The following is a 22,306-nucleotide window of genomic DNA, read 5'->3' on the forward strand; positions in this document are numbered from 1 at the left end:
TTCCATGTCCTACGGACGTCCTGAGAATCCCAAATTAGTCAATGAAATGAGCGATCTTTTCACCAAAGCAATTAGAAAAAAGTATGTACTAGTTTTACTGGTGGTGCTGGCATTGCAGAATTCTACTTTGGCACAGGATGACCTGCAAATCTCCAAATTCATGGAGCCAGTCAATCAGGAGCATATTTTTCGAACCGAGGGCTATTATAATTGGGGAGGGTCGATTGTCAAAGGAACTGATGGTATGTATCACCTTTTTTATTCCAGATGGCCTAAGTCCGTAGGTTTTAAGGGATGGTTGGTATATTCTGAAATTGCCCATGCCACGTCGGAAAAGCCCACTGGGCCATGGACATTTCGGGAAACTGTATTACAGGGAAATGGAAAAGGACACTGGGACGCTATAACCGCTCATAATCCAAAAATCAAATTTTTTGAAGGAAAGTATTACCTGTATTACATTTCTACTAACCTGGGTACAACCCAAGACTATACAGCAGAAGAGCTTGATGCTGCAAGCAGCGCCACTCTCCAAGACCCCCTGAGATTTGCACTCCGATCAAATCAACGAACAGGTGTAGCTGTGAGCAACTCCCTGAACGGTCCTTGGCAAAGACAGTCCCAACCACTTATCCAGCCTTCGGGACCCATCACCACCTTGACAGTAAATCCAGCAGTAACCCAGGGAAAGGATGGGCTTTATTATATGATTGTCAAAGGAGACAAACCCGGGGAAACCAGATTTATCAGAAATCAGGCTATTGCTATCAGTCAACATCCTGATGGCCCCTATGAGATTCAACCTGATCCAGTGATCGATTACCTGGACACAGAAGACATGTCGCTCTGGTATGACCAACAGCGGGAGCTTTATTACGGAATTTTTCATGCTCCTGAGGGTTTCATTGGGCTAGTAAGCTCAGTAGATGGATTGAAATGGCTGAAGGCTTCTGAGTACAGAGTTATGCCAAAGGAAATTAAGATGCAGGATGGCACTATACTCAGGCCAGATCGCCTGGAGCGTCCATTTGTGTATGAAGAAAAGGGAAATCTTCTGACCCTAGGTGTATCAGCCAAACAAGGAGATGATTCCTTTGTCATCTTCCACCCGTTAAGGGATGAGTAAACCCAAATGGTTGGTGAAAACTTTTCAGTTTACCGGAAATCATGGTCAATCACTTTTTTCAACAGCTAAGGAGCCAAGGTAATCCTCAATAAACCAAAGGATTAATTTTTGATTTTTATGTGAAGCGCCCGCTAATGCGGAATTAAGTAGTATTTCCCAAACCTTAAACTGAGATTTCATATTAATTAGTCCATTAGACCTATTTTTTCATAGGTTTATTAGGACTTATGCACTATTTTGTTTTAACTTACACAAGTTTCTTGAAATAAGTCGATTAAGTATGGCGAATTTCAGAAAAAAAACTACCCATAATTACCATTTTCTTAAAACTTAACGTGTATGAAAAAAAGTATTACAAATTTTCTACACAGAATCTGCGAAATTCGCAATCCCCAGTCTACTGCTGGCATTGTGACTTTTTGTTGCTTTCTGTTACTATTTCTGGGAGCCCCAGAGGTAGGTATGGCTCAGCAATCATCACAGGTGACCGTAACAGGTACTGTGATTGATCCTGATGGGCTTCCATTGCCAGGATTGACTATTTTAGTTAAAGGGACGACTTCTGGTACTGTCACTGATGGAGACGGGAATTATTCCATCCAAGTGCCCGGATCTGATGCAGTGTTGGCTTTTAGCTACATAGGGTACCAGGCACAGGAGATTACTGTAGGAAGCCGGACGGTGATCAATGTCACTATGGAAGAGGATATTTCATCTCTGAATGAAGTAGTGGTAGTAGGATATGGCACGCAGAAAGTGACCAACCTAACCGGTGCAGTGGATGTGGTAGAAGGTAAGACTTTGGCAGACCGCCCCTCACCTTCTGTATCCCAATTACTTCAGGGAACCTCTCCAGGCTTAACTTTCAGCACAGGTAATTTCGGTTTTCAGCCTGGTGCTGAAATGAACATACAGATTAGAGGCTTAGGGTCACTTAATGGAGGCTCTCCTTATGTGGTGATCGATGGTATCCCGGGTGACATGGATAGATTGAACCCAAATGACATCGAATCAATCTCAGTATTGAAGGATGCTGCTGCCTCGGCTATTTTCGGAGCAAGAGCTCCATACGGGGTAATTGTAATTACTACTAAGTCCGGTAGAGGCAAGCTGAAAGCAAGCTATAATGGTAGCGTGGGCGTAGCTTCTCCTACCAATTTGCCTTCCATGATCAATTCCTACGATCATGCCAAAGCAATCAATGAAGCGGGTGTTTTCGGAGCCGGTGGAAGATTCTTCCCAGACAGAACTATTGATAACATCCTTGCTTTCCAGAGAGGTGACTTTGACTTTCTAAGATCAAATGCCAACTTCCCTGCTGACGCAACTTTCTTTGAAACCACACCAAACCCCAACAATGTAAATCAGTGGGGTTTCAACCAATTTGGTAACGCAAACAGAGATTGGTTTGACGAGTATTTTGGAAAAGGAATGATCCAAAAGCATGACCTGAGCCTATCTGGAGGAAGCGATAAAACTTCCTATTATTTCTCAGCGGGGCTTTATGGGCAGTCTGGCGTTTTGAACTACGGTACGGATACCTTTGATCGATATAACATCATGGGTAAAATCACCACTTCCATCACGAAGAACTGGGATTTCACTTACCAGCCAAGATTCTCCAAGCAGATCAGAGAAATCCCTAATATGGACAGGCAAGGTAGTTACGATTTGATTTTCCATCAGATCGCCAGAACGATGCCTACCAACGCCATGTATGATGGCTTTGGCAATGTCATGATCCAATCTAAGATTCCTTGGGTGAATGACGCAGGTACAGATATCACAGAGACCACAGAAAACTGGCACACTTTCGCTACCGATTTGAGACCTGCTGAAGGCTGGACTATCCACGGCGACTTTGCCATGAGAAATACAGATATCTTTTTCAGAAGCAATGAGCTGACTGTCTATGACAATTTGGTAGATGGCTCCGTGATCCCAAGTGGAAACACGGTACCAAGTAACACCAGAAGAACACACTACAGCAATCTGTACTGGACATCCAACGTTTACACCTCCTACGAGCTGCAGCTAAATGAGGTACACAACTTCAAAGCTATGGTGGGTACACAGTTCGAAAAGACTCAAAACAGAAACCTTTCCGGATTTAGAACCAACCTTTTGGTACCAGATGTACCTTCTTTGAATACAGCAGACGGTGAGATTCAAATGACTGAAAACCTGCTTACGGTAAGCACTCAAGGTTATTTCGGTAGGTTCAATTACAATTACAATGAGAAGTACCTGTTAGAATTGAATGCAAGATATGACGGTACATCTAGATTTAGAGAAGGCAACAGATGGGGCTTTTTCCCTTCATTCTCTGCAGGATGGAATGTGGACAAGGAATCCTTCTGGGAGCCTATCAGCCAAACTGTGAACACTTTCAAACTTCGTGGCTCATGGGGTGAACTTGGTAACCAAAATGTAACTCCTTATCAGGATTTGCAGCTTATTCCACTTTCCGGAAATGCAGTCAACTGGATCTTCTCCCAAGGGGGAACAAGACCAATTGGTTTTGCAGGGACACCTTCTTTGATCAGCCCAGACCTGACTTGGGAAACAGCCAGATCCATAGACATAGGCGCAGACATGAGCTTTTTGGAAAACCGTCTGAGCTTTACATTTGATTGGTTTGAGCGAACTACATTCGACATGATCGGCCCTGTAGATCCTGCTCCAGGAGTACTAGGATCTACCGTACCTCAATCCAACAACGCAACGCTAAGAACAAGAGGTTGGGAATCTACCATCAATTATGGGCAGACCCTTTCTAACGGCCTGACCTTCAATGTTGGATTCAACATCTTTGACAGCAGAACATTTGTCACAGAATACCTCAATCCAAACGGAGTTCTTTCCAGCTGGTACGCTGGTAGAGAGCAAGGAGAGATCTGGGGTTACACGGCAAACTCTCTTTATCAAAACCAAGAAGAAATCGATGCTTACACTTCACAGGTTGACTTATCAGACATTACAGGACTAGCCTGGAACCCTGGTGATGTGAAGTACATGGACATCAATGGAGATGGCAGAGTAGACAATGGCGACAACACCCTGGACAATCCTGGTGATTTGAGCATCATCGGTAACAGCACGCCGAGATGGCAGTATGGCATTAACCTTAATGCATCATACAAAGGTTTTGACCTATCTATGATCTGGAGAGGCGTGGGCAAGCGTGATGTAGCATTTGGCTCCAATGACAATATCTTCTGGGGTTTCAGAACGGGTAACCAATCCACCCTATTCCCTGAGCATCTGGATTACTTCAGAGACACTCCTGGAGACATGTACACAGGCTTATATGAAGGGGAAGCTAATATCAACTTAGACTCCTATTTCCCAAGACCATACATTAACAATGGTCAAAACAATAAGAACAGACTGACCAGCACCAGATACCTACAGAACGGGTCTTACCTGAGACTGCAGAATCTGCAAGTAGGCTATACCCTACCTGATCATGTGTTGGACAAAATGAGCCTGAGTAACTTCAGAATATATATGTCAGGGGAAAACCTGCTGACATTCACCAAACTTCCAGTTGGTATAGATCCAGTAGCTACAGGCAGCTCATGGGGAGCAGGAAAGACCTACGGCGCGGATAGAATGATTTCTGCTGGTATTCAAGTTTCCTATTAATCATGACTAAGACAATGAAAAAATCAATAAATATATTCGGACTATTGATTCTTCTGGTCGGCGCTATAGGATGCGAATCCTTTATTGACAATGCTCCGGAAGATCAAATTGCGGTTGACGATTACTTCAAAACCAGCAATGATGTAGAGAACTACGTAAAGAAATACTATGCAGGCCTCCCTACGCATGGCTCTGCAAACCTTCCATTATCTGAAACCAGCTCCGACAATCTGATCGTAGCGGTACCAAATTCAGTGATCCAAGGTTCAAGAGCTCCTAGAAATGGCCAATGGACTAATGAGTGGTCAGACATTCGCAGCATCAATATTCTTTTTGACAACATTGGGAATGTTCAGGATGACTTAAGCTCCTATGCACAGTTTCTAGGAGAAGCACATTTCTTCAGAGCTTGGTTTTATTACGAAAAGCTGCAGGCCTACGGAGATGTACCTATTTATACCAGTCAGTTGCTACCAGGTGATGAGGGGCTATACAAAGGTCAGGATCCAAGAACCGCAGTTGCAGATTTTATCCTTTCAGAACTTGATTTGGCATTTCAGCACCTGGGCACCAAATCAGAAGTAGGAAACGCCAGGCTCAACAAAGAGACTGCTTTGGCTTTCAAGACCCAAGTGGCCCTGTATGAAGGATCTTGGCAAAAGTACCATGCAGGAACCGTCTTCGGTACCGATGGAGCAGACCCTAGCAAATACTTCCAAGAAGCTGTAGTAGCAGCTGAAAAGCTTATGAGCGGTGAGTATGCGGTAGATTTATACAGCACAGGAAACCCCGAGTCTGACTATTACAACTTGTTTGGGCTGGACAATATGTCCGATATCAATGAGGTATTGTTTTACCGCATTGCCAGTACTTCGGAGCAGCTGGGACACGAGCTACAGTTTTATACGACCAGACGTACCCGAGATATGTCTTTGACTTGGTCATTGATTAATTCCTACCTAGGTAAAGACGGAAATCCTATTGATTACGATGGACTTGCAGAAACTGCTAAAGGAAACGAATTCCTTACTCAAATAGCTGAAGCTGCCGACCCAAGACTTCATGCTACTGTATGGATTCCTGGCGATTTGAGAGTAGCAAGCTCAGCACAAGTCTTTGACAAGCCATTCTTGACGGGTGGATCTGAGGAACTTTGCGCTACTGGTTTTCAGGTGAAAAAATTCTCAAACCCTTTCTCTACTGCAGCAGGAGCTGACTTTGGAGGACTCAGCCAGACGGGTAGAATCTATTTCCGATATGGCGAAGTATTGCTAAACTATGCAGAGGCCAAATACGAACTAGATGGAACCATCGCCTATGAGGCACTGAACATGCTTAGAGATCGCGTGGGTATGCCAGCTTTCGAAGCTATTCCTCAGTCTGAGTATGGTGATAACCTGATCGATTATGGCTATCCTGTGGACGATGCATTATATGCCATCAGAAATGAAAGAAGAGTAGAGCTAGCGCTAGAAGGACAGCGTCCAGATGACTTCAGAAGATGGGCTGCACACAGCTTGGTAGTAGGCAAAAGACCAAAAGGCTATCCATTTGCACAAGATGAATTCCCGGGCTTCACCCCGCTACTTGACGAAAATGGTCAGACTGATTACTTCCAAACTCAACTACCGAATGGTTATGGGTTCAGACCTGATCAGGACTACTTGACCTCTATTCCTTCAGATGAAATTGTACTAAACCCTAACCTTAAACAAAATCCAGGTTGGGAATAAAATCTTAAATAGTTAGAAGTAGATTGGTTTATTATTAAAAAAAAGGGGATAGTTTATCCCCTTTTTTTTTAAATCAACCTTAACTTCATGGAATATTCTTTTTTTAACCACCGTATTAGCAATGGAAAAACCCACCAAACTCAAAACCAAAGACAAGATCATCTTAGAGGCAATAGCCCAATACAATGAACACGGTGTCCAGGGGATTACCAGCCGCCATATCGCTGGCGGAATTGGGATCAGCCACGGTAACCTGGATTATCACTACAAGACCAAGGAAGACCTACTTGTGGCTATACATGGTAAAATGCGGGAAGAAATGACTGCTCTCTATGATAATCAGCAAGAAGACTGTTCCGCAGTTGAAAATTTACATCTGCTGCTCATTCAGTTTGAAGAGTTCCAATATAAATTTAGGTTTTTCAACCTGGATGTACTGGAGATCACCCGCTCTTTCCCTAAAGTGAGCAAGCTGATCCGAGAAACCTTGGAAATCAGAAAGGCACAGACGGAAGAGCTTTTTGAAAAATTTAAGCAGGAAGGTTACCTCACCGAAGAATACGGTGGAGTTGCAGACAGAGTCCAGCATATCATTCGTATGACCATTTCTTTCTGGCTTTCTCAACGTGAAGTCCTCCCCTTCTATCATTTCACCGAAAAAGGTGAAATGGTCAAAACCATCTGGACCATCCTCACTCCTTACCTGACTGAATCTGCCAAGGATGAATACCAGAGAGTGATAGAAAAACATGGATTTACCCAACTATAAAACCGGTATGAAATCGAGCCTGCCTGAGGCAGACAGGCATGCCCCGTAGCGACACACAGAGGGATGATTATAATGCATGCAAAGATTCCATCCCGTTTCCTATGTCATGGGACAGGTTGTGACCATTTAAAAACAAATTATAAACAGATGAAATCAAGCATGACCCGAAGCGACACACAGAGGGATGATTATAATTCATGCGAAGATTCCCTGTGACCTTAAAAAAAATTATAAACACATGAAATTAATCAGGTACTTCAGAAGTTTATCCCTGAATACATCCCTTCTTTTTGCTTTATTCACTTGCTGTCTTCCCACTTTTGCGCTGCAAAACAAGCCTAAACCAAATGTACTTTTCCTATTCGCCGATGATCAGCGAGCAGATGCACTAGGGGCAGCAGGCAATCCCTATATCCAAACACCAAATCTAGATCAGCTAGCCAGCGAAGGAAGCCGCTTCGCAAATGCCTATGTAATGGGCGGCAATCATGGAGCAGTCTGTGCCGCTAGCCGTGCGATGCTACTCAGTGGCAAAAGTCTCTTCCATGTCTATGATAAGCTAAAGGACGAGCGTACCTTCCCAATGGACTTTGCGCAAGCTGGGTATACCACCTTCGGAACAGGCAAGTGGCATAATGAAAAAGAAGCTTTCGAAGCGAGTTTCCAGCAGGCGCAAAATGTCTATCTGGGCGGAATGGCCGATCATTACACTATTTTATTGCGGGACTATGATCAGGAGGGCAAGTTAGGAGAAGGGAGCTATAAAGGCTATTCGACGGATATCTTTGCCCAGGGGACTATAGATTTTATAGAAAATCATGTAGCCTCTGGAAGCGAGCAGCCTTTTTTCGCCTATGTAGCCTTTACAGCCCCGCACGACCCATATTCTCCTGAAGCAAACTACATCAAGCATTATCCAGATGGTACTTTACCTCTTCCAGGTAATTTCAAGCCATATCATCCTTTTGAGTTTGACAACTTGATGGTTCGGGACGAGTTGCTTACTGACTGGCCTAGAAAGCCAGAGGTGATCCAAATGATACTTTCTGATTATTATGCTTTAGTCACACATTTGGATACGCAAATAGGCAAAATCATACAGACTTTGAAAGACAATGGGCTTTATGACAATACCATCATCGTTTACGCTGCTGATAATGGTTTGGCAGCAGGAAGTCATGGCCTACTTGGGAAACAAAGCCTCTATGAGCATAGCACAAAAGTGCCGATGATCATCAAAGGCCCTGGCGTTCCTCAAAATGAGACATTCGATGCGATGGTTTACTTGTATGATTTATATCCTACACTTTCAGATTTGGCAGGATTACCAAAACCAACGTCGGTCGATGGAAAGAGCTTGGCTCCTATTCTTGCTGGAAAAAGCGCTGAAGTAAGGAACAGTTTATTTACTGCTTACCGACATACCGTGCGAGCAGTCAGAACACCGGAATGGAAGTTGATCAGATACCCAGAGCGAGATTACACGCAATTGTTCAACCTTACAAATGACCCCTTGGAATTGAATAACCTGGCGGAAAATCAGCAATTATCTCAGACCAAAAATGAATTGATGACTATGCTGAAAGGTTGGCAAAAGAGCTCAGGCGATACTGCTGCTTTGACTGCCAAAGTGATCAAGCCTCTGGAATATGATCCTGCTACTCTTACTAGAAAGCCAGATCGCTGGCAGCCGGAATATACCTTAAAGAGGTATTTTGAAGGGGTAGAAAGGCAGGATTAAGAAAAGCTATAAATGCCCGATTTCATTAGGACGTACTGTTCAAAAAATGAACATATAAAATATAAAAATGCCTTTTCCGAGATGGAGAAGGCATTTTTATAAGCTGGAACATATTTTGCGATTTGCTCCTCAAAATACATCCAACTACATGCTAAGCTTTCTTCTTTGGTGCATCCTATTTATCCTTTGCTGGCCTTTAGCCATTATCGCACTTTTCCTTTACCCTATTGTATGGCTGTTATTACTTCCTTTTAGACTTTTGGGGTTTGCTGTTGATCTTTCCTTTGACCTGGTCCGAAATATCTTTATGCTGCCATTTACTCTGGTAGGCAGGCGATAGAAAGCAGCTTACTTGGCGTGAAATTGCTGAACCAACTTCATGATTTTATGAAACACCTCTGTATTTTCATACACCCCTCTAAATTCATCCGCATGAGCGCCATAAGCGAAAATCGGGACCATAATGCCCGTGTGATCATCGGAGTGATAAGCTAACTCTACGGTAGAAGATGCAATATCCCCCTGCGGTATGGAAACTCCGCCCGTCTCATGATCTGCTGTGATGATCACCAAAGTGCCGGGATGCGCATCTGCATAACGGATCACTTCGCCGATCACCTGATCAAAATCCAGCATCTCCGATACAATCATTGAACTGCTATTCTCATGCCCGCCGGAATCAATATTTGCAGCTTCTACCATGAGGAAAAAAGGAGTTTTTTTCTGGCCGAAAAAATCAAGAGCAAAGGCGGTGCTTTCTAGCAAATAGTCTCCTCTTCCTTCCAGCTTTTTAGGCAAAGCATCATTTGCAACAAAATACCCTAATCTTTCCGCCGATGTTTCGCCCAGATTCTCCACCATGGTGAATCCAGCATCTTGGAGATTTTCCGACTCTGAGGAAAATTTAGCTCCTCCACCACCGATGAACAAATCCAGTTTACTCTTAGGTAAATACGCAGCAATCTGATCCGAATCATCGCGCTCAGGATGATGCGCATAAAAGGATGCCGGTGTAGCGCCTGTCAACTGATCCGTGGTAATAATGCCGCTGGAAAAACCGTAGCCATCCAAAACATCTGGCAGATTTTTCAGCGCTTTTCCTGCTGGATCCACACCCAAGGCTCTATTGTTCGTTTTCTCCCCAGTAGCGTAAGCCGTGGCTCCGGCAGCAGAATCTGTGGTAAAATCATCCGCAGCCTGAGTTTTTACCAATCCCATATTTTTCAGTTGAGTAAGATTCAGCTGATTGCCATTGGAAAATAAGGCTGAAGAAATCTGCGCCAAACCATTTCCGTCACCGATCAGCAAAATCACATTCTCAACCGGAGTTTTCGCCCCGTCCACCTCAAATTTGGGTTGATAAACATCCTGAAGTGCTGGATTTTGATAGACGTTTTCGTTCAACTTACTCAGGTATTCAGCAGCGGCGATGGGATGGTCGGTATTGATGTAATCCTCGCCCATGTTATAAAATGCCTTCCAGGCTGACTTGCTGTCCGGCGAACCCCAGAAGCGAACTGGCTTGTCGAAACTGTGCACTAAATCAATGAAATCCTGCACGGCTTTTCGCTGATCCTCCACCATTCTTCCCTTGCCATTCCAGATAGAAAACTGGCGAAAACTCAAACTCACCATCCCTATTTTCTCCCACGGCAAATCCTCACTTAACACCTTACTTTGGTAATCAAAAAACATCCAAGCCGGATACTTTTCATAATCCTCCGGCTTTGGTCTATTTCCGGAAATAATCAATTTCAGTCCTTCAGGATTTTCCTGGCTGAACAAAATGTCTGAATAGTCTTTCATGCTTTCCAGCAAAACTTCCAAAGTTGGGTAAGCTGAAGTTTTCAGATCTACCAGGAGGTGAAAATCAATCTTCGAAATCACGCCGCTTTTCAAGCCTTCAGCGATGGGGTCCAGGTACAAACTCTCAATCGTGCGTTTCGGATTGATACTTTCTACCTCATGTGCAGCCATGAGTTTCCCATCCTGCAAAATCACATCCACTTCAATCGAAGTGGCTCCCGCAGAATAAGCCGTCCAAAAAGGCACAGTCTGCAGGTAATCGTTATGAGAATGAAGTTGGAAGGTTTTGGAATCCTGGGCTGCCAGTTGGAAAATGCTGAGCAGCAGGCAAAGAGAAAGTGAAAAGATTTTAAGCATGGCCAAAAATAGCCCATTCAACAGAAAATAATCATGTAAATCCGTGAATTAGCAGAGGCTTAACACATAGGTAAAATAGCTTGCAACTTTTCAAATCACCAGCAAAACCTAATTCTCTCTAAATCATCATTTTTTAATAACTTAATTCCCATTCCATGCGCAAGTAGCTTCGCAAAATCATAACAAAACGATGAAAGACATTACGGGATTACCAGGCAAAAAATCAGGAAATTGCCGTTTAAAATCAATTCTATGAAAACCCTATTTTCTTACGCTTTTAGCGCTTTTTGCCTATTCTTTTCCTCGCAGCTTTCTGCCCAAAAACTCAATGAAATCCAGGTCATCGGAAGTCATAACAGTTACAAAAGCCAAATGGCACCTGAGCTTTTGGAGTATTTATCCAAGGTGAATCCTTCCGCTTCGCAAAGTCTCGGATATGCACATATTCCATTGGAAGAACAATTGGATTTGGGACTGAGAAATCTGGAACTGGATGTTTTTCACGACCCTGAAGGCGGAAGATATTCCAATCCCAAAGGTTTGGAAATCATCAAAAGCGCCGGTGGAGAAATTCCCGACTATGATCCGAATGACGCACTTTCCAAACCGGGGCTGAAACTATTTCACGTGCAGGATCTGGATTTCCAGTCACATTACCTGCTTTTCGCAGATGCCTTGAAAGCATTGAAAGCCTGGAGTGAAAACAACCCCGATCATACGCCTATCTTTATTTTGATCAATGCTAAGGATGGAAATATCCCCGGCACCCGACCTGTTTTGCCCTTTACCGCAACTGCACTGGACAGCATAGATTTAGAGATCCGAACGCATTTGGGAATGGAAAATCTGATTACACCTGACCAGGTCAGAGGGGATTATGCTGATCTGGAATCTGCAGTTTTAGCCGGAAACTGGCCAAAGCTAGATGAGGTGAGAGGTAAATTTCTTTTTGTACTGGATGAAAGTGAGGAGAAAATCGACCGCTATTTAAGTGCTAAGCCCGACCTGAAAAACGCGGTGCTTTTTGTCAACAAAAAAGAAGGAAACTCCACCGCAGGATTTAGAATCATCAATAACGCTGTGAGAGATGAGGACTATATCAAAGACTTGGTGCAAAAGGGGTACATGATCCGCACCCGCGCAGATTCTGACACCAAAGAAGCCAGGGCGGAAGATTATTCCACTTTCGAAAAGGCCAAAGCATCGGGAGCGCAGGTCATTTCCACAGATTATTATCAGCCATCCACCTTCTTCAAATCGAATTACAAGGTTAATTTCGAAGGAAACAGGTACGAAAGACCCAACCCGGTTTTGAATAATAACTAATTGACTTGGATTGATTTTGAACAAAAAACATTTATTGGCAGGGATACTCGGGACGGCGATACAGCTGGCTAGCTCCCATGGTATCCTGGCACAAGGGGACACCAATCAAATTGCCTTTCTTTCCGATATTCATTTGCAGGATGTCTATGCGGAGCTGAATTCAGAGGATTTCAAGGGTGTGCTAAACCCGAGAACCGGCAAATTCGCCACCATTCGCACCATGAAAAGCCAGATCAACTCTACCCGGCTTTTCAACGAAAACTACTTTGCCTTTATCGCAGCCCTAGAGGATCTAAAGCACAGAGGAATCCAACTCGTGATGCTTCCAGGGGATTTTACCGATGACGGGCAACCTATGAATGTGTTGGCACTGAAGAAAATTCTGGATCAATATTCGGTAGAATCCGGGATGCGTTTTTTCCTCACCACTGGAAACCATGATCCTGTAAAACCCTTTGGAGGTAAAGCCGGAAAGCGGGATTTCCTTGGAGCTGATGGTTCGGAGCAAGCCATTGCCGGTTCAAAAGATGTCTTTTCTACCGAGCAGGTCGCTATTTCAGATCAAATCAATTACTGGGGCTATCCTGAAATCACCAATGCCTTGGGTGATTTTGGGTTTTTTCCCAGTGAAAAAGATCTTTTTTGGGCGCATCCCTTTCAGGAATTGGATGTGGATAATTACGATTTTCAACAGGCAATAGCCAGTTCATCTTTGGAAGATCGGGTCTATAAAGCTGGGGATTCAGGACTAACGCTACCCGACGCCAGCTATGTAGTTGAGCCCGTCGATGGAATTTGGCTTTTAGCTTTGGATGGAAATGTTTATACTTATACAGGAACTGAGTGGAGAGGATCATCCGTAGGCTTTAACCAAGCTGCTCTCCACAAAAAACACCAACTAGACTGGATCAAAAAAGTAGCTTCCGAAGCTGAAAAAAGAGGAAAAACACTGATTTCCTTTAGCCATTACCCACTGGCGGAATTTCACGACGGAGCCTCCGATGAAATGAGTGCGCTTTTCGGAGCCCAGAAGTTTCAGTTGGCGAGAGTTCCTAGCACAGAAACCACAAGTCTCTACGCGAAGGCGGGAATTAAAATCCACTTTGCGGGACACATGCATATTAATGATACTGGAATTTATCAAGACCAAACAACCACCCATACCATGTATAATATTCAAGTACCTTCTCTAGCGGCCTACCCACCGGCCTACAAAAAGCTGACAACATCCAAGTCCTCCACAGTGGAAATTGAAACGATTTCCCTAGCCGAGGTAGATCACATGAATGAGTTCTTTGATCTCTACCGAATGGAGCATCGCTGGTTGTTGGAAAAGCAGGATCCGGGGATCTGGGATAGCAGCATTTTAGCGTCAAAAGACTATCTGGAGTACACCAGAAACCATTTGCGGGAATTGACCAAATCCAGGTTTATTCCTTCCGATTGGCCGGAGAATCTTGCCATTCTCCTTCAGAACCTCTCGCCTGAGGAGCTATTAAAATGGAGTAAAATGGAGGAAACCGAAAGTGAAAGTTTCCTACAGGAGAAAATGAGAAAGCTAAAAGTGAGTTCCAAAAGAACACAACCTGATCATGCCATCATCGATGATTTTTACCTTTTGAAAAACGGGGATGAACTTGGAAAAAAGCTGATTCCCGAGAAGAGAATTAGTTTTTATGAGGAGTTGATATCTTCCCTTAGCCAAAAGACAGCTAGCAAAGAGAAGAGTTTGAACAGTGAATTGATCCAGTTTTTCGGGATTTTCGAAAAGCTTTATCATTCCAATCCTTCAGATCATTTTGCCATCGATCTGAAGAAAAATACGATCAAGAAAATAGAGGATTGATGGTGGCTAAGACTTTTACTTGTAAAATTTTTCTGATTATCCGCAATGATGCCAGTAGTTAAAGAATGTGGCTGGATAGTAGCGGATATCCATAAAATTTCAATACCAATCGTGCCCTTGGCACTCTTGCGAATTCTAAATCCTACATGGCCCAGAATTACATTCTGGGCATGTACTGGTCTTGCCTTTGGCAAGAATAGGCTCATAGCATCCTACTATTGGGATTTTTAATCTATTCCCAATCTGCCTGTCATAAAACCAAGAATGCCAACGGCATTCAACGTAGCAACCCCGAATACAGCGAAGCGAAATTCGGGGACATACAGCAACAGAAAACACAAGAGTGCCAAAGGCACGATCAGTATCCATACGCCACTTTTTTCATTTCAATACCAGTCCTGCCTTTGGCCTTCAGGTCCTCGCAATTAACCACTAACCCAGAATTTCATTCTGGGCATTTACTGGTCTTGCCTTTGGCAAGAATAGGCTCATAGCATCATCCTATTGGGATTTTTAATCTATTCCCAACCTGCCTGTCATAAAACCAAGAATGCCAACGACATTCAACGTAGCAACCCCGAATACAGCGAAGCGAAATTCGGGAACATACAGCAAAAAAGAACACAAGAGTGCCAAAGGCACGATGAGTGATAAGCTTCCTTTCTCATCCCCTCCAGTTGTCAGAAAACACAAAAGCCGATGGGACAAAATCCCATCGGCATTTTAAGATCAAAAGTTTAATAAGTTTTAGTAACCCGGATTTTGAACCAAGAATCCTGCTTCACTGGAAGCTCCATCCATTGCTTTTTGAGGAATCGGGAACAGTCTTTTGTTCACGTCCGAATCCGTTTTCTCCGTCCAACTATCCTCATATTTCCCGAAACGGATTTGGTACACTCTGCGAAGACCTTCCCAGTACAATTCAAACCCTGACTCACGGAATAGGATATCCAAATCTATAGCACTCAAAGGAGCAGGTGTCTGGGCTGGACGGGCATTTCTAGAGGTTCTTAGCGTATTTACATCAGCCAAAGCTCCTGCATTGTCGCCTTTTCTCAATTTGGCTTCAGCACGCATCAGATAAATCTCACCCAATCGGATCAATACAATATCCACGCTGCTATTGCTACAGCAGTTAGGTGCGGTGCGGCTAAACTGATATTTAGAGAATCTAAATCCGGCATTGTGAAGGCTTCCTTCAGTAGTGAAATCCACTTTCAAGGTATGGTCAACATATCTAATGTCCGCTCCGCTACTTCTTCGGTTGATCACCGGATAGATTTTCACTTTCCCATTTTCGTCAGTAATAATGTTACCATTCTCATCCTTTCTAGGCCCCCAAATGATGTTTCTTAGTATTCCTCTGTCCATCTCAAACTCAGTTGCTTCTACCGTATAAAAATGATTGGCATCATTGGTAGGATTCACCCCTGTCAGGTCTCTCAACTCCTCAGGAACCATAGTATTTTCCTTGAAAAATCTGGCATCTGCATCAGCGGGATCCACATCTCCATAAGCATTCACCCAAGTCTGATAGAAGCTAGGAGTCATAGCCACGGCATCTGTTCCCCTTGTGCTCGGTGACTCAGGTCTTGGCACCTGATCTCCTGAAATAGACCAATATTGCCATCTACTATGCTCAGTCTGAAGTACGCCTCGCTGATCCAAGGCAAAGATCAACTCAGGGTTTGTATTGTTATCGTCGTTGAACAAATCGAAATATTCCGGAGACAGAGCATAAGGACCGTTGATAATATTAGTGGTGTATTGGATCACCTTATCCAGGTCTGAATCTCTGAACTCAGGAGTACCATAAGGATCTCTATATACCGCTGCATTAAGGTATAACCTTGCCAATAAAGCCTCTACTGCATGCTTGTTCATCCTTCCAGGGCCTTTGTTGCTGTTAATCCCATCCACAACTGAAAGCAACTCAGTCTCGATATAGCTGATGGCCTCCTGACCTCTAAGGATTTCCGAAAGCTGATCTGAACCGTCTTTCTTGAATACCAGTCCCCAGTTGTCCAAAGCAAGCATATTCAGGTAAGCTTTCATAGCCACCATTTCGTACAAGGCATCCTGTGCGTTAGAATTCCCATTTTCAACTTCCAGTCTCAATCTTTCCTCAGCCAATACTGCTCTTGACAAAGTCAGGGTGATGTATGTCCACGCATCGCTCACCAAACCATTGGTAGGTGTCATCAGGTGCTGGTGAACTGCGATGAATTTACCACCGTCGAACCAGTCGGTACCGCCACGGTAAGGCAAAATCCCCTCGTCTGAAGCCACTTCCTGAAGTCCAAAATTGACTGTGTGCATCCATACCTGACGGAGCATTCCGTATACTGGAGCGATGGAGCCACTCACTACTTCAGCTTCGCCAGTTCCCGTAAGTGACTCATCTAGGATTTCTTCATCCAGATCAGTACAGCCTAGAAAAGCAAACATAAATGCAGCGATAGGGAGTATTTTATATAATTTGATATTTTTCATGATGATATTTTTTTCTGAATGATTGACAGATCATTTACTTTTTAGAAAGTTAAATTCAAGTTGATCGAGAAGGTTCTAGCTCTAGGATAAGTAAACCGGTCTATACCGAAAGTCTGAATTCCGCCAGAAGTGGATCCTGTATTTACCTCTGGGTCAAAGCCTGTGTAATCGCTGATCACGAATAGGTTTTGGCCAGTTACAGATAGTCGGATGTTCTGAAATGCCTCTCCCCAGCCCATGGCGTCTGTATTCAGATTATAACCTAGGGTAGCATTGTTCAACCTGAAAAATGATCCGCTCTCCAGGAATCGGGTAGAAACAGTGTTGGAGTTATTGAATGACTCTTCAGGGTATTGCACCGCAAAATCTGTAGTATTATTAGATCTGGACAGTTGTGCTTTGGTGAATAAGGACATTGCAGTATGGTTATAGATTTTGCTACCCGCAGTGCCATTAAAATTCAAGCCTAGGTCAAAACCCTTGTAATTGAAATTGGTATGGAAGCCATAGATCACCTTAGGAATGGCACTTCCAACCACGCTTCGGTCATTGTCCAGCACTTCACCATCTCCATTGATGTCCTTAAATCTATTGACACCGTCTTCAGTAATGCCATCAAATTCCAGCATGTAGAAAGCACCGATCGGTTGATTATTGATGTATCCGTTGATGGTAGCTCCAGTTTGTCCTGCACCCTGCGCTGCTCCTGTGGTCAACACAGAATACGGGGAATCCTTCACTTCATTCTGGATAAAGGTGACATTACCGCCAATGTTATAGGAGAATGCCTGTCCTTCTCTGCTGTTGTAATCCAAGCCAAGTTCAATTCCACTGTTGTGGATTTTCATGTTCTCAATATTGTCCCAATAAGTGGAAGTCGGCTGTACCGGATCTGCAGGAACCACCTCCAGTAGGATATTGGAAGACACCTTATTGAAATAGTCCAAAGTACCTGTTAATCTATAGTCCAAAAGGGCAAAATCCACCCCGAAATCTACCTGAGTAGACACCTCCCATTGCAAATCCGGATTGGCTAGACGGGTAAAGACAATGCCGTATGGATAACTATCCAAAGTAGTTCCGTCCGTGTCGATAGGATAAGTATTCAAACTACCTCCACCATTGGACAATCTATCCTCTGAATAACTCGCTTTGGTAATCTTGGATGGGATTTCCTGATTACCGGTTTGTCCCCAGCTGGCACGAACTTTTAGATTATTGAAGAAGGAGTTTGACATAAAGTCTTCCTTGGTCACATTCCAGCCTAGGGCAAAAGAAGGAAAGTAGCCGTACTTATTGTTTTGTCCAAACTTGGAAGAACCATCCGCACGAAAGGTCGCGGTAAACAAGTACTTATCAGCGTAGGTGTAGTTCACCCTTCCAAAGAAGGACTGAAGTTCATTTCTGATCGCCGAGGAACTCACTGTAGTAGGAAATTCACTGGTACTGTTATGGTCCTGATAGATAGGATCTATATTGTTATCCGCAAATCCTCTGTAAGATATCCCCCTATACTCATCCAAAAAGGTCTGGTAAGAATGCCCGGCCAAAACAGTGAAATTGTGCAAGTAATTGTTCCAGTTATAGGTCAGGGTATTTTCTACCAGCTGATTGGTGTTAGAGCTTATGCCTTCATCCAAAGTCCCATCAGAAATATTGGATTCGTTGATTACACCAGAATAAGGCTTGTACTGCTGATATCTATTGGTGGAAGAGTAATCTACACCTAGATTTAACTTATAGGTCAGCCCGTCGAAAATTTCAAAAGACGGGGAGATCGTAGCTAAAATCCGGTTATTGGCTGCATCATCACTGTACAACTCATATCTTTTGATAGGATTCAGTGCATTGGTATTGAGCAAAGTAGGCTCACCGTCTGTATAGGCAGGAACTGTAGGATTAAGGCTAAGCATATCACTGATAGTAGAAGTGATGCTCGGGCGCAAATTCTGTGTATGCGAGGCCGTCAAGTTATAATCTATGGTCAACCTCCCGTTGAAAGCCTTCTGATTCATATTCAATTTGCCAGAATAGCGCTTCAACTCAGAGTTTTTCAGGATACCTTCCTGATCCTGATAACCTATAGAAGCAAAATAGGAAAAGTCACCCGTTTTGGCTCCACTCATGGACAAGCTATAGTCCTGAGAAAAACCTACCTGAGTCAGTTCATCCTGCCAATCCGTGTTGCCTCCGAAATCCTCCAGCGCTCCACCCGCAGCCACTACTTGCTCGCGAAACTCATCTGCGCTAAACACATCGATTTTCTTTGCCATGGATGACCATGCCGTAGAAGCTGAGAAGTTAATTTGAGTAGTCCCGGATTTTCCTTTTTTAGTGGTGATTACAATCACACCATTGGATGCTCTGGAACCATACAATGCAGTTGCACTGGCATCTTTCAGCACATCTATGCTCTCGATATCGTTCGGATTAAGAAAATTCAAGGGATTTGAGGCGATCCCGGTACTCGAGTTGTCCAGTAAAAATCCATCTAGTACATATAATGGCTGAGTCCCTGACCTTAGACTACCGATACCCCTGATGATCACATTTTGGTTTGCTCCTGGCTCACCACTGGTGGAAGTGATATTGACCCCGGCTACCTTGCCTTGCAAAAGGTCCACAGGGTTTGAAATCACCCCTTTGTTAAAGTCTTCAGTTTTAACCGAACCAATCGCACCGGTCACATCAGAGCGCTTTTGGGTTCCATAACCGATTACTACCAACTCATCCAATTGGGTGGCATCAGGAAGTAATTGTACTTCGAAAGTTGACTGTCCTCCCACTGGGATTTCCTGTAAAATATAACCTACATACGAAACCTGAAGAATGGAAGACTCCTCCACATCTAAAGTGAACTTCCCGTCAATATCTGTTACGGTTCCGATGGTGGTACCTTTCACCCGTACTGTAGCTCCTGGCAGGGCCATTCCAGTCTCGTCAGTTACAATACCTGACACAGAGATCTCCGCTTGCAAACTAGTCCTTAGATGCACTTCCGTCTTAAGGGAATTGGCGGCCAGCACAGCCGGTCCTCCTATCCCAGACCACATCGCAAAACAGGCTGATGCAACGAGAATTTTAGATAATCGTAAATTTGAATTCATAAAATTTAAGTATTGGATAAAATAAAGAGTGATTCAAACAGATAAATAAATAAAACAGCATCTACATGCAGTCTTATCCTTTAATTCGTCCACAAAATTAGATTTAAAAAAAGAGAGTAATGTTAAGCAAATTTTAGATTTAAGTTATTAGAAAAAACCTTTTAAAATAACAATATTTTAACATCTATAACAAACTGTTATAATCTTGATTATCAATGAATTAACATAATTAAAACCAGTCTATTAAAACCGCATAAAAGAAATCATAAATCAGCATTAACATAAACCTACAAAAACAAACTAAAAGTGACACTACCATTAATAAATAGCTTATTTTTATCTCAATTAATTAACAATAAAAACATACAAACTTCTTACCCACTAGTCACTTAATGCACAACAACTTGAAACCTACAAGAGCTATTTTTCTAAAAATCAGGCTAGACTCAAATTTTTGGCAATAAAAATGCAGTTGATTTAACCCTGGCTTAACAGCTTCCTAAAGACCAGGTACAATATATTCACTTTTACTACCGCTAGTGCCATACAGATCATTGAGAGCTCTTTTTATACTGCTTACCTTATGCGGTGTGAGCAGGGAAATTTTTGCCCAGTCTGAGCGAGATTCCACGAATAACTCTATCACAAAAAAAGCCATTGAAAAAGGGATAGATTTGATCACCAGGTCAAACCGAGATACAGTTTTGGTGGAGAAAGCTGAGGAAAAGTTTATGGAGTTTGAAGGCAAGATCATCCGGAATATCTATGTAGAGACCGTGGGCTTTGAATTTTCTATCTATGGAGAAGAAAAACCCATAGTACAGAAGGTAGCTCGCCTAGCCAACAGGCTGCACACCAATACCAGAGAAAAAACAATCCGCCAACATCTATTTATCAAACCTCATCAGCAGGTCAACCCATACAAGCTGGGTGACAATGAGCGGTACCTGAGGGACCAGAATTTCATTTTGGAAAGCAGAATCATAGTATCCCCCGTTCAAGACACAGATTCGGTAGATCTGACGGTCGTCACTCGGGATATTTTCAGTATAGGAGGATCTGTAGGCGGAAGCTTTCCCACTGCCCCTTTATTTAAGGTTTATGATGCCAATGTGGACGGAAGAGCCCAAGGCTTTGAGTTTGATATACTTTTTGATGTGGACCGAACTCCGAAGACGGGAATAGCCCTTGCCTATTCCAAAAGTAGTTTACTGGGGAGTTTTGCTGATTTTTTGGCATACTACACTCAATTAAACTCCGGCATCAGTGCTGGGGAAGAAGAGGAGTTTGCCACTGGTTTCAGTCTGGAAAGACCGCTCATCTCTCCCTATTCGAAGTTTGCAGGTGGTGCAGGCTGGAGCCAAAACTGGTCAAAAAACGTATATTCCCGGCCAGACTCTACTTTTCTTGATTACAGATATAATGTTTTGAATCTTTGGGGCGGGTATAATTTCGGTTCGGAAAAAACCCTTCAAGACCGTCAGCGAAAGTTCCTGGCTTTACGCGTATTTGACGGATACTTCATCAAGGAACCAGACCAGGAACACGCCACTGACAAAAGTCAGTACAGAAACAGTCAAGGTGCTCTGGCCGAATTTACGGTGTACGAGCAAGACTTTTTCAAAACCCAATATGTCTATGGCTTTGGGCGGACCGAGGACATTCCTTTTGGATACCTGCTATCTACCACGCTAGGCCTCACCAAAACCATGGGCTACCAGCGTCCTTATGGTAGTATCAATCTGAATTACAAAGGAGCTGGCAAAAACGGGAGTTTTTATGAAGTGATGCTGAATGCCTCCAGCTATTTCCGTGGGGGACCTGAGGATCTGGTTTTTCAGTCCGGTGGCACCTATTACTCCAAGGCTTTTTCCTTTGGTAAATATAAAGTCAGAAACTCCGCTACTTTCTCTTACACCAGACTTTATAAATGGTTGACTAACGATTGGCTCACGATTCGTGGAGCTATCATCCCAGGCTTACGGGTGGAAGAGGTAGATGCCACACAAAGAATCTCTATGGGTTTTGAATCAAGCGTACTCACGCCCTGGTCCTTGATCGGGTTCCGAATTGCGCCCTTTTCCTCTTTCTATTGGGCAAAATTAAAATGTCCTACCTGTGCAAACAATTACCAGAATTATACTGGAATTAGCCTAGGGATGCGGATCAGAAATGAGAACCTAATATTTGGTACTATGGAAGTAAAAGGAACATTCATCCCAACTGATGATGAAGGAGAAGCTAAATTTGCATTGAGCTTCCGCAAAAACCTACGCTTCCGAAAAACAGATGTTTTCGTAAAAGCCCCCGACCTAATTACCTACAATTAAGTCCAACCAAACTCCATTTCTAAT

The 22,306-nt window shown here is 43.4% G+C and carries 11 protein-coding genes; 8 read left to right on the forward strand and 3 right to left on the reverse strand.

Annotated features, from left to right (window positions below; genetic code table 11):
• The first annotated feature begins 46 nt into the window (after nucleotides 1-46).
• From PBT90_RS13465 to PBT90_RS13485, 5 genes are all read left to right on the forward strand, one after another.
• Nucleotides 47-1,126, forward strand: coding sequence for a glycoside hydrolase family protein (locus PBT90_RS13465; protein ID WP_270129715.1), 1,080 nt, complete (start codon nucleotides 47-49; stop codon nucleotides 1,124-1,126).
• Between the two features lie 339 nt (nucleotides 1,127-1,465).
• Nucleotides 1,466-4,774, forward strand: a complete 3,309-nt coding sequence (locus PBT90_RS13470; protein WP_270129716.1) for a SusC/RagA family TonB-linked outer membrane protein — start codon at nucleotides 1,466-1,468, stop codon at nucleotides 4,772-4,774.
• A 14-nt stretch (nucleotides 4,775-4,788) separates the two neighbouring features.
• Nucleotides 4,789-6,507: a RagB/SusD family nutrient uptake outer membrane protein gene (locus PBT90_RS13475; RefSeq protein ID WP_264811110.1), complete on the forward strand. Its 1,719-nt coding sequence runs from the start codon at nucleotides 4,789-4,791 to the stop codon at nucleotides 6,505-6,507.
• Nucleotides 6,508-6,628: 121 nt separating this feature from the next.
• On the forward strand, nucleotides 6,629-7,276 hold the full coding sequence (locus PBT90_RS13480; protein ID WP_270129717.1) for a TetR/AcrR family transcriptional regulator: 648 nt from the start codon (nucleotides 6,629-6,631) through the stop codon (nucleotides 7,274-7,276).
• A gap of 238 nt (nucleotides 7,277-7,514) precedes the next feature.
• A complete protein-coding gene (locus PBT90_RS13485) occupies nucleotides 7,515-9,017 on the forward strand; it encodes a sulfatase-like hydrolase/transferase (protein WP_270129718.1) in 1,503 nt (500 codons plus the stop codon).
• Nucleotides 9,018-9,365: 348 nt separating this feature from the next.
• Here the strand turns inward: PBT90_RS13485 and PBT90_RS13490 are convergent, their stop codons facing one another.
• On the reverse strand, nucleotides 9,366-11,180 hold the full coding sequence (locus tag PBT90_RS13490; protein ID WP_270129719.1) for an alkaline phosphatase: 1,815 nt from the start codon (nucleotides 11,178-11,180) through the stop codon (nucleotides 9,366-9,368).
• A 252-nt stretch (nucleotides 11,181-11,432) separates the two neighbouring features.
• On the opposite strand from PBT90_RS13490, the gene PBT90_RS13495 reads away from it, so the two are divergent.
• Both PBT90_RS13495 and PBT90_RS13500 read left to right on the forward strand, forming a co-directional pair.
• The gene (locus PBT90_RS13495; protein ID WP_270129720.1) at nucleotides 11,433-12,506 is read left to right on the forward strand and encodes a phosphatidylinositol-specific phospholipase C1-like protein; all 1,074 of its coding nucleotides are present in this window, start codon (nucleotides 11,433-11,435) and stop codon (nucleotides 12,504-12,506) included.
• Between the two features lie 16 nt (nucleotides 12,507-12,522).
• Nucleotides 12,523-14,352: a metallophosphoesterase family protein gene (locus PBT90_RS13500; protein ID WP_270129721.1), complete on the forward strand. Its 1,830-nt coding sequence runs from the start codon at nucleotides 12,523-12,525 to the stop codon at nucleotides 14,350-14,352.
• Between the two features lie 747 nt (nucleotides 14,353-15,099).
• Here PBT90_RS13500 and PBT90_RS13505 read toward each other — a convergent pair.
• Nucleotides 15,100-16,845 (reverse strand): RagB/SusD family nutrient uptake outer membrane protein, encoded by a 1,746-nt coding sequence (locus tag PBT90_RS13505; protein WP_270129722.1) that lies wholly within the window; start codon nucleotides 16,843-16,845, stop codon nucleotides 15,100-15,102.
• Nucleotides 16,846-16,886: 41 nt separating this feature from the next.
• Nucleotides 16,887-19,952 carry a SusC/RagA family TonB-linked outer membrane protein gene (locus tag PBT90_RS13510; protein ID WP_270129723.1) on the reverse strand — a complete coding sequence of 1,022 codons (3,066 nt, stop codon included), beginning with the start codon at nucleotides 19,950-19,952 and terminating at the stop codon, nucleotides 16,887-16,889.
• A 590-nt stretch (nucleotides 19,953-20,542) separates the two neighbouring features.
• On the opposite strand from PBT90_RS13510, the gene PBT90_RS13515 reads away from it, so the two are divergent.
• Entirely contained in the window at nucleotides 20,543-22,282 is a 1,740-nt protein-coding gene (locus tag PBT90_RS13515) for a BamA/TamA family outer membrane protein (protein WP_270129724.1), read from the forward strand.
• Nucleotides 22,283-22,306: the final 24 nt, after the last annotated feature.

The sequence above is a fragment of the Algoriphagus sp. TR-M9 genome (assembly GCF_027594545.1).
Taxonomy (GTDB): Bacteria; Bacteroidota; Bacteroidia; order Cytophagales; family Cyclobacteriaceae; genus Algoriphagus; species Algoriphagus halophytocola.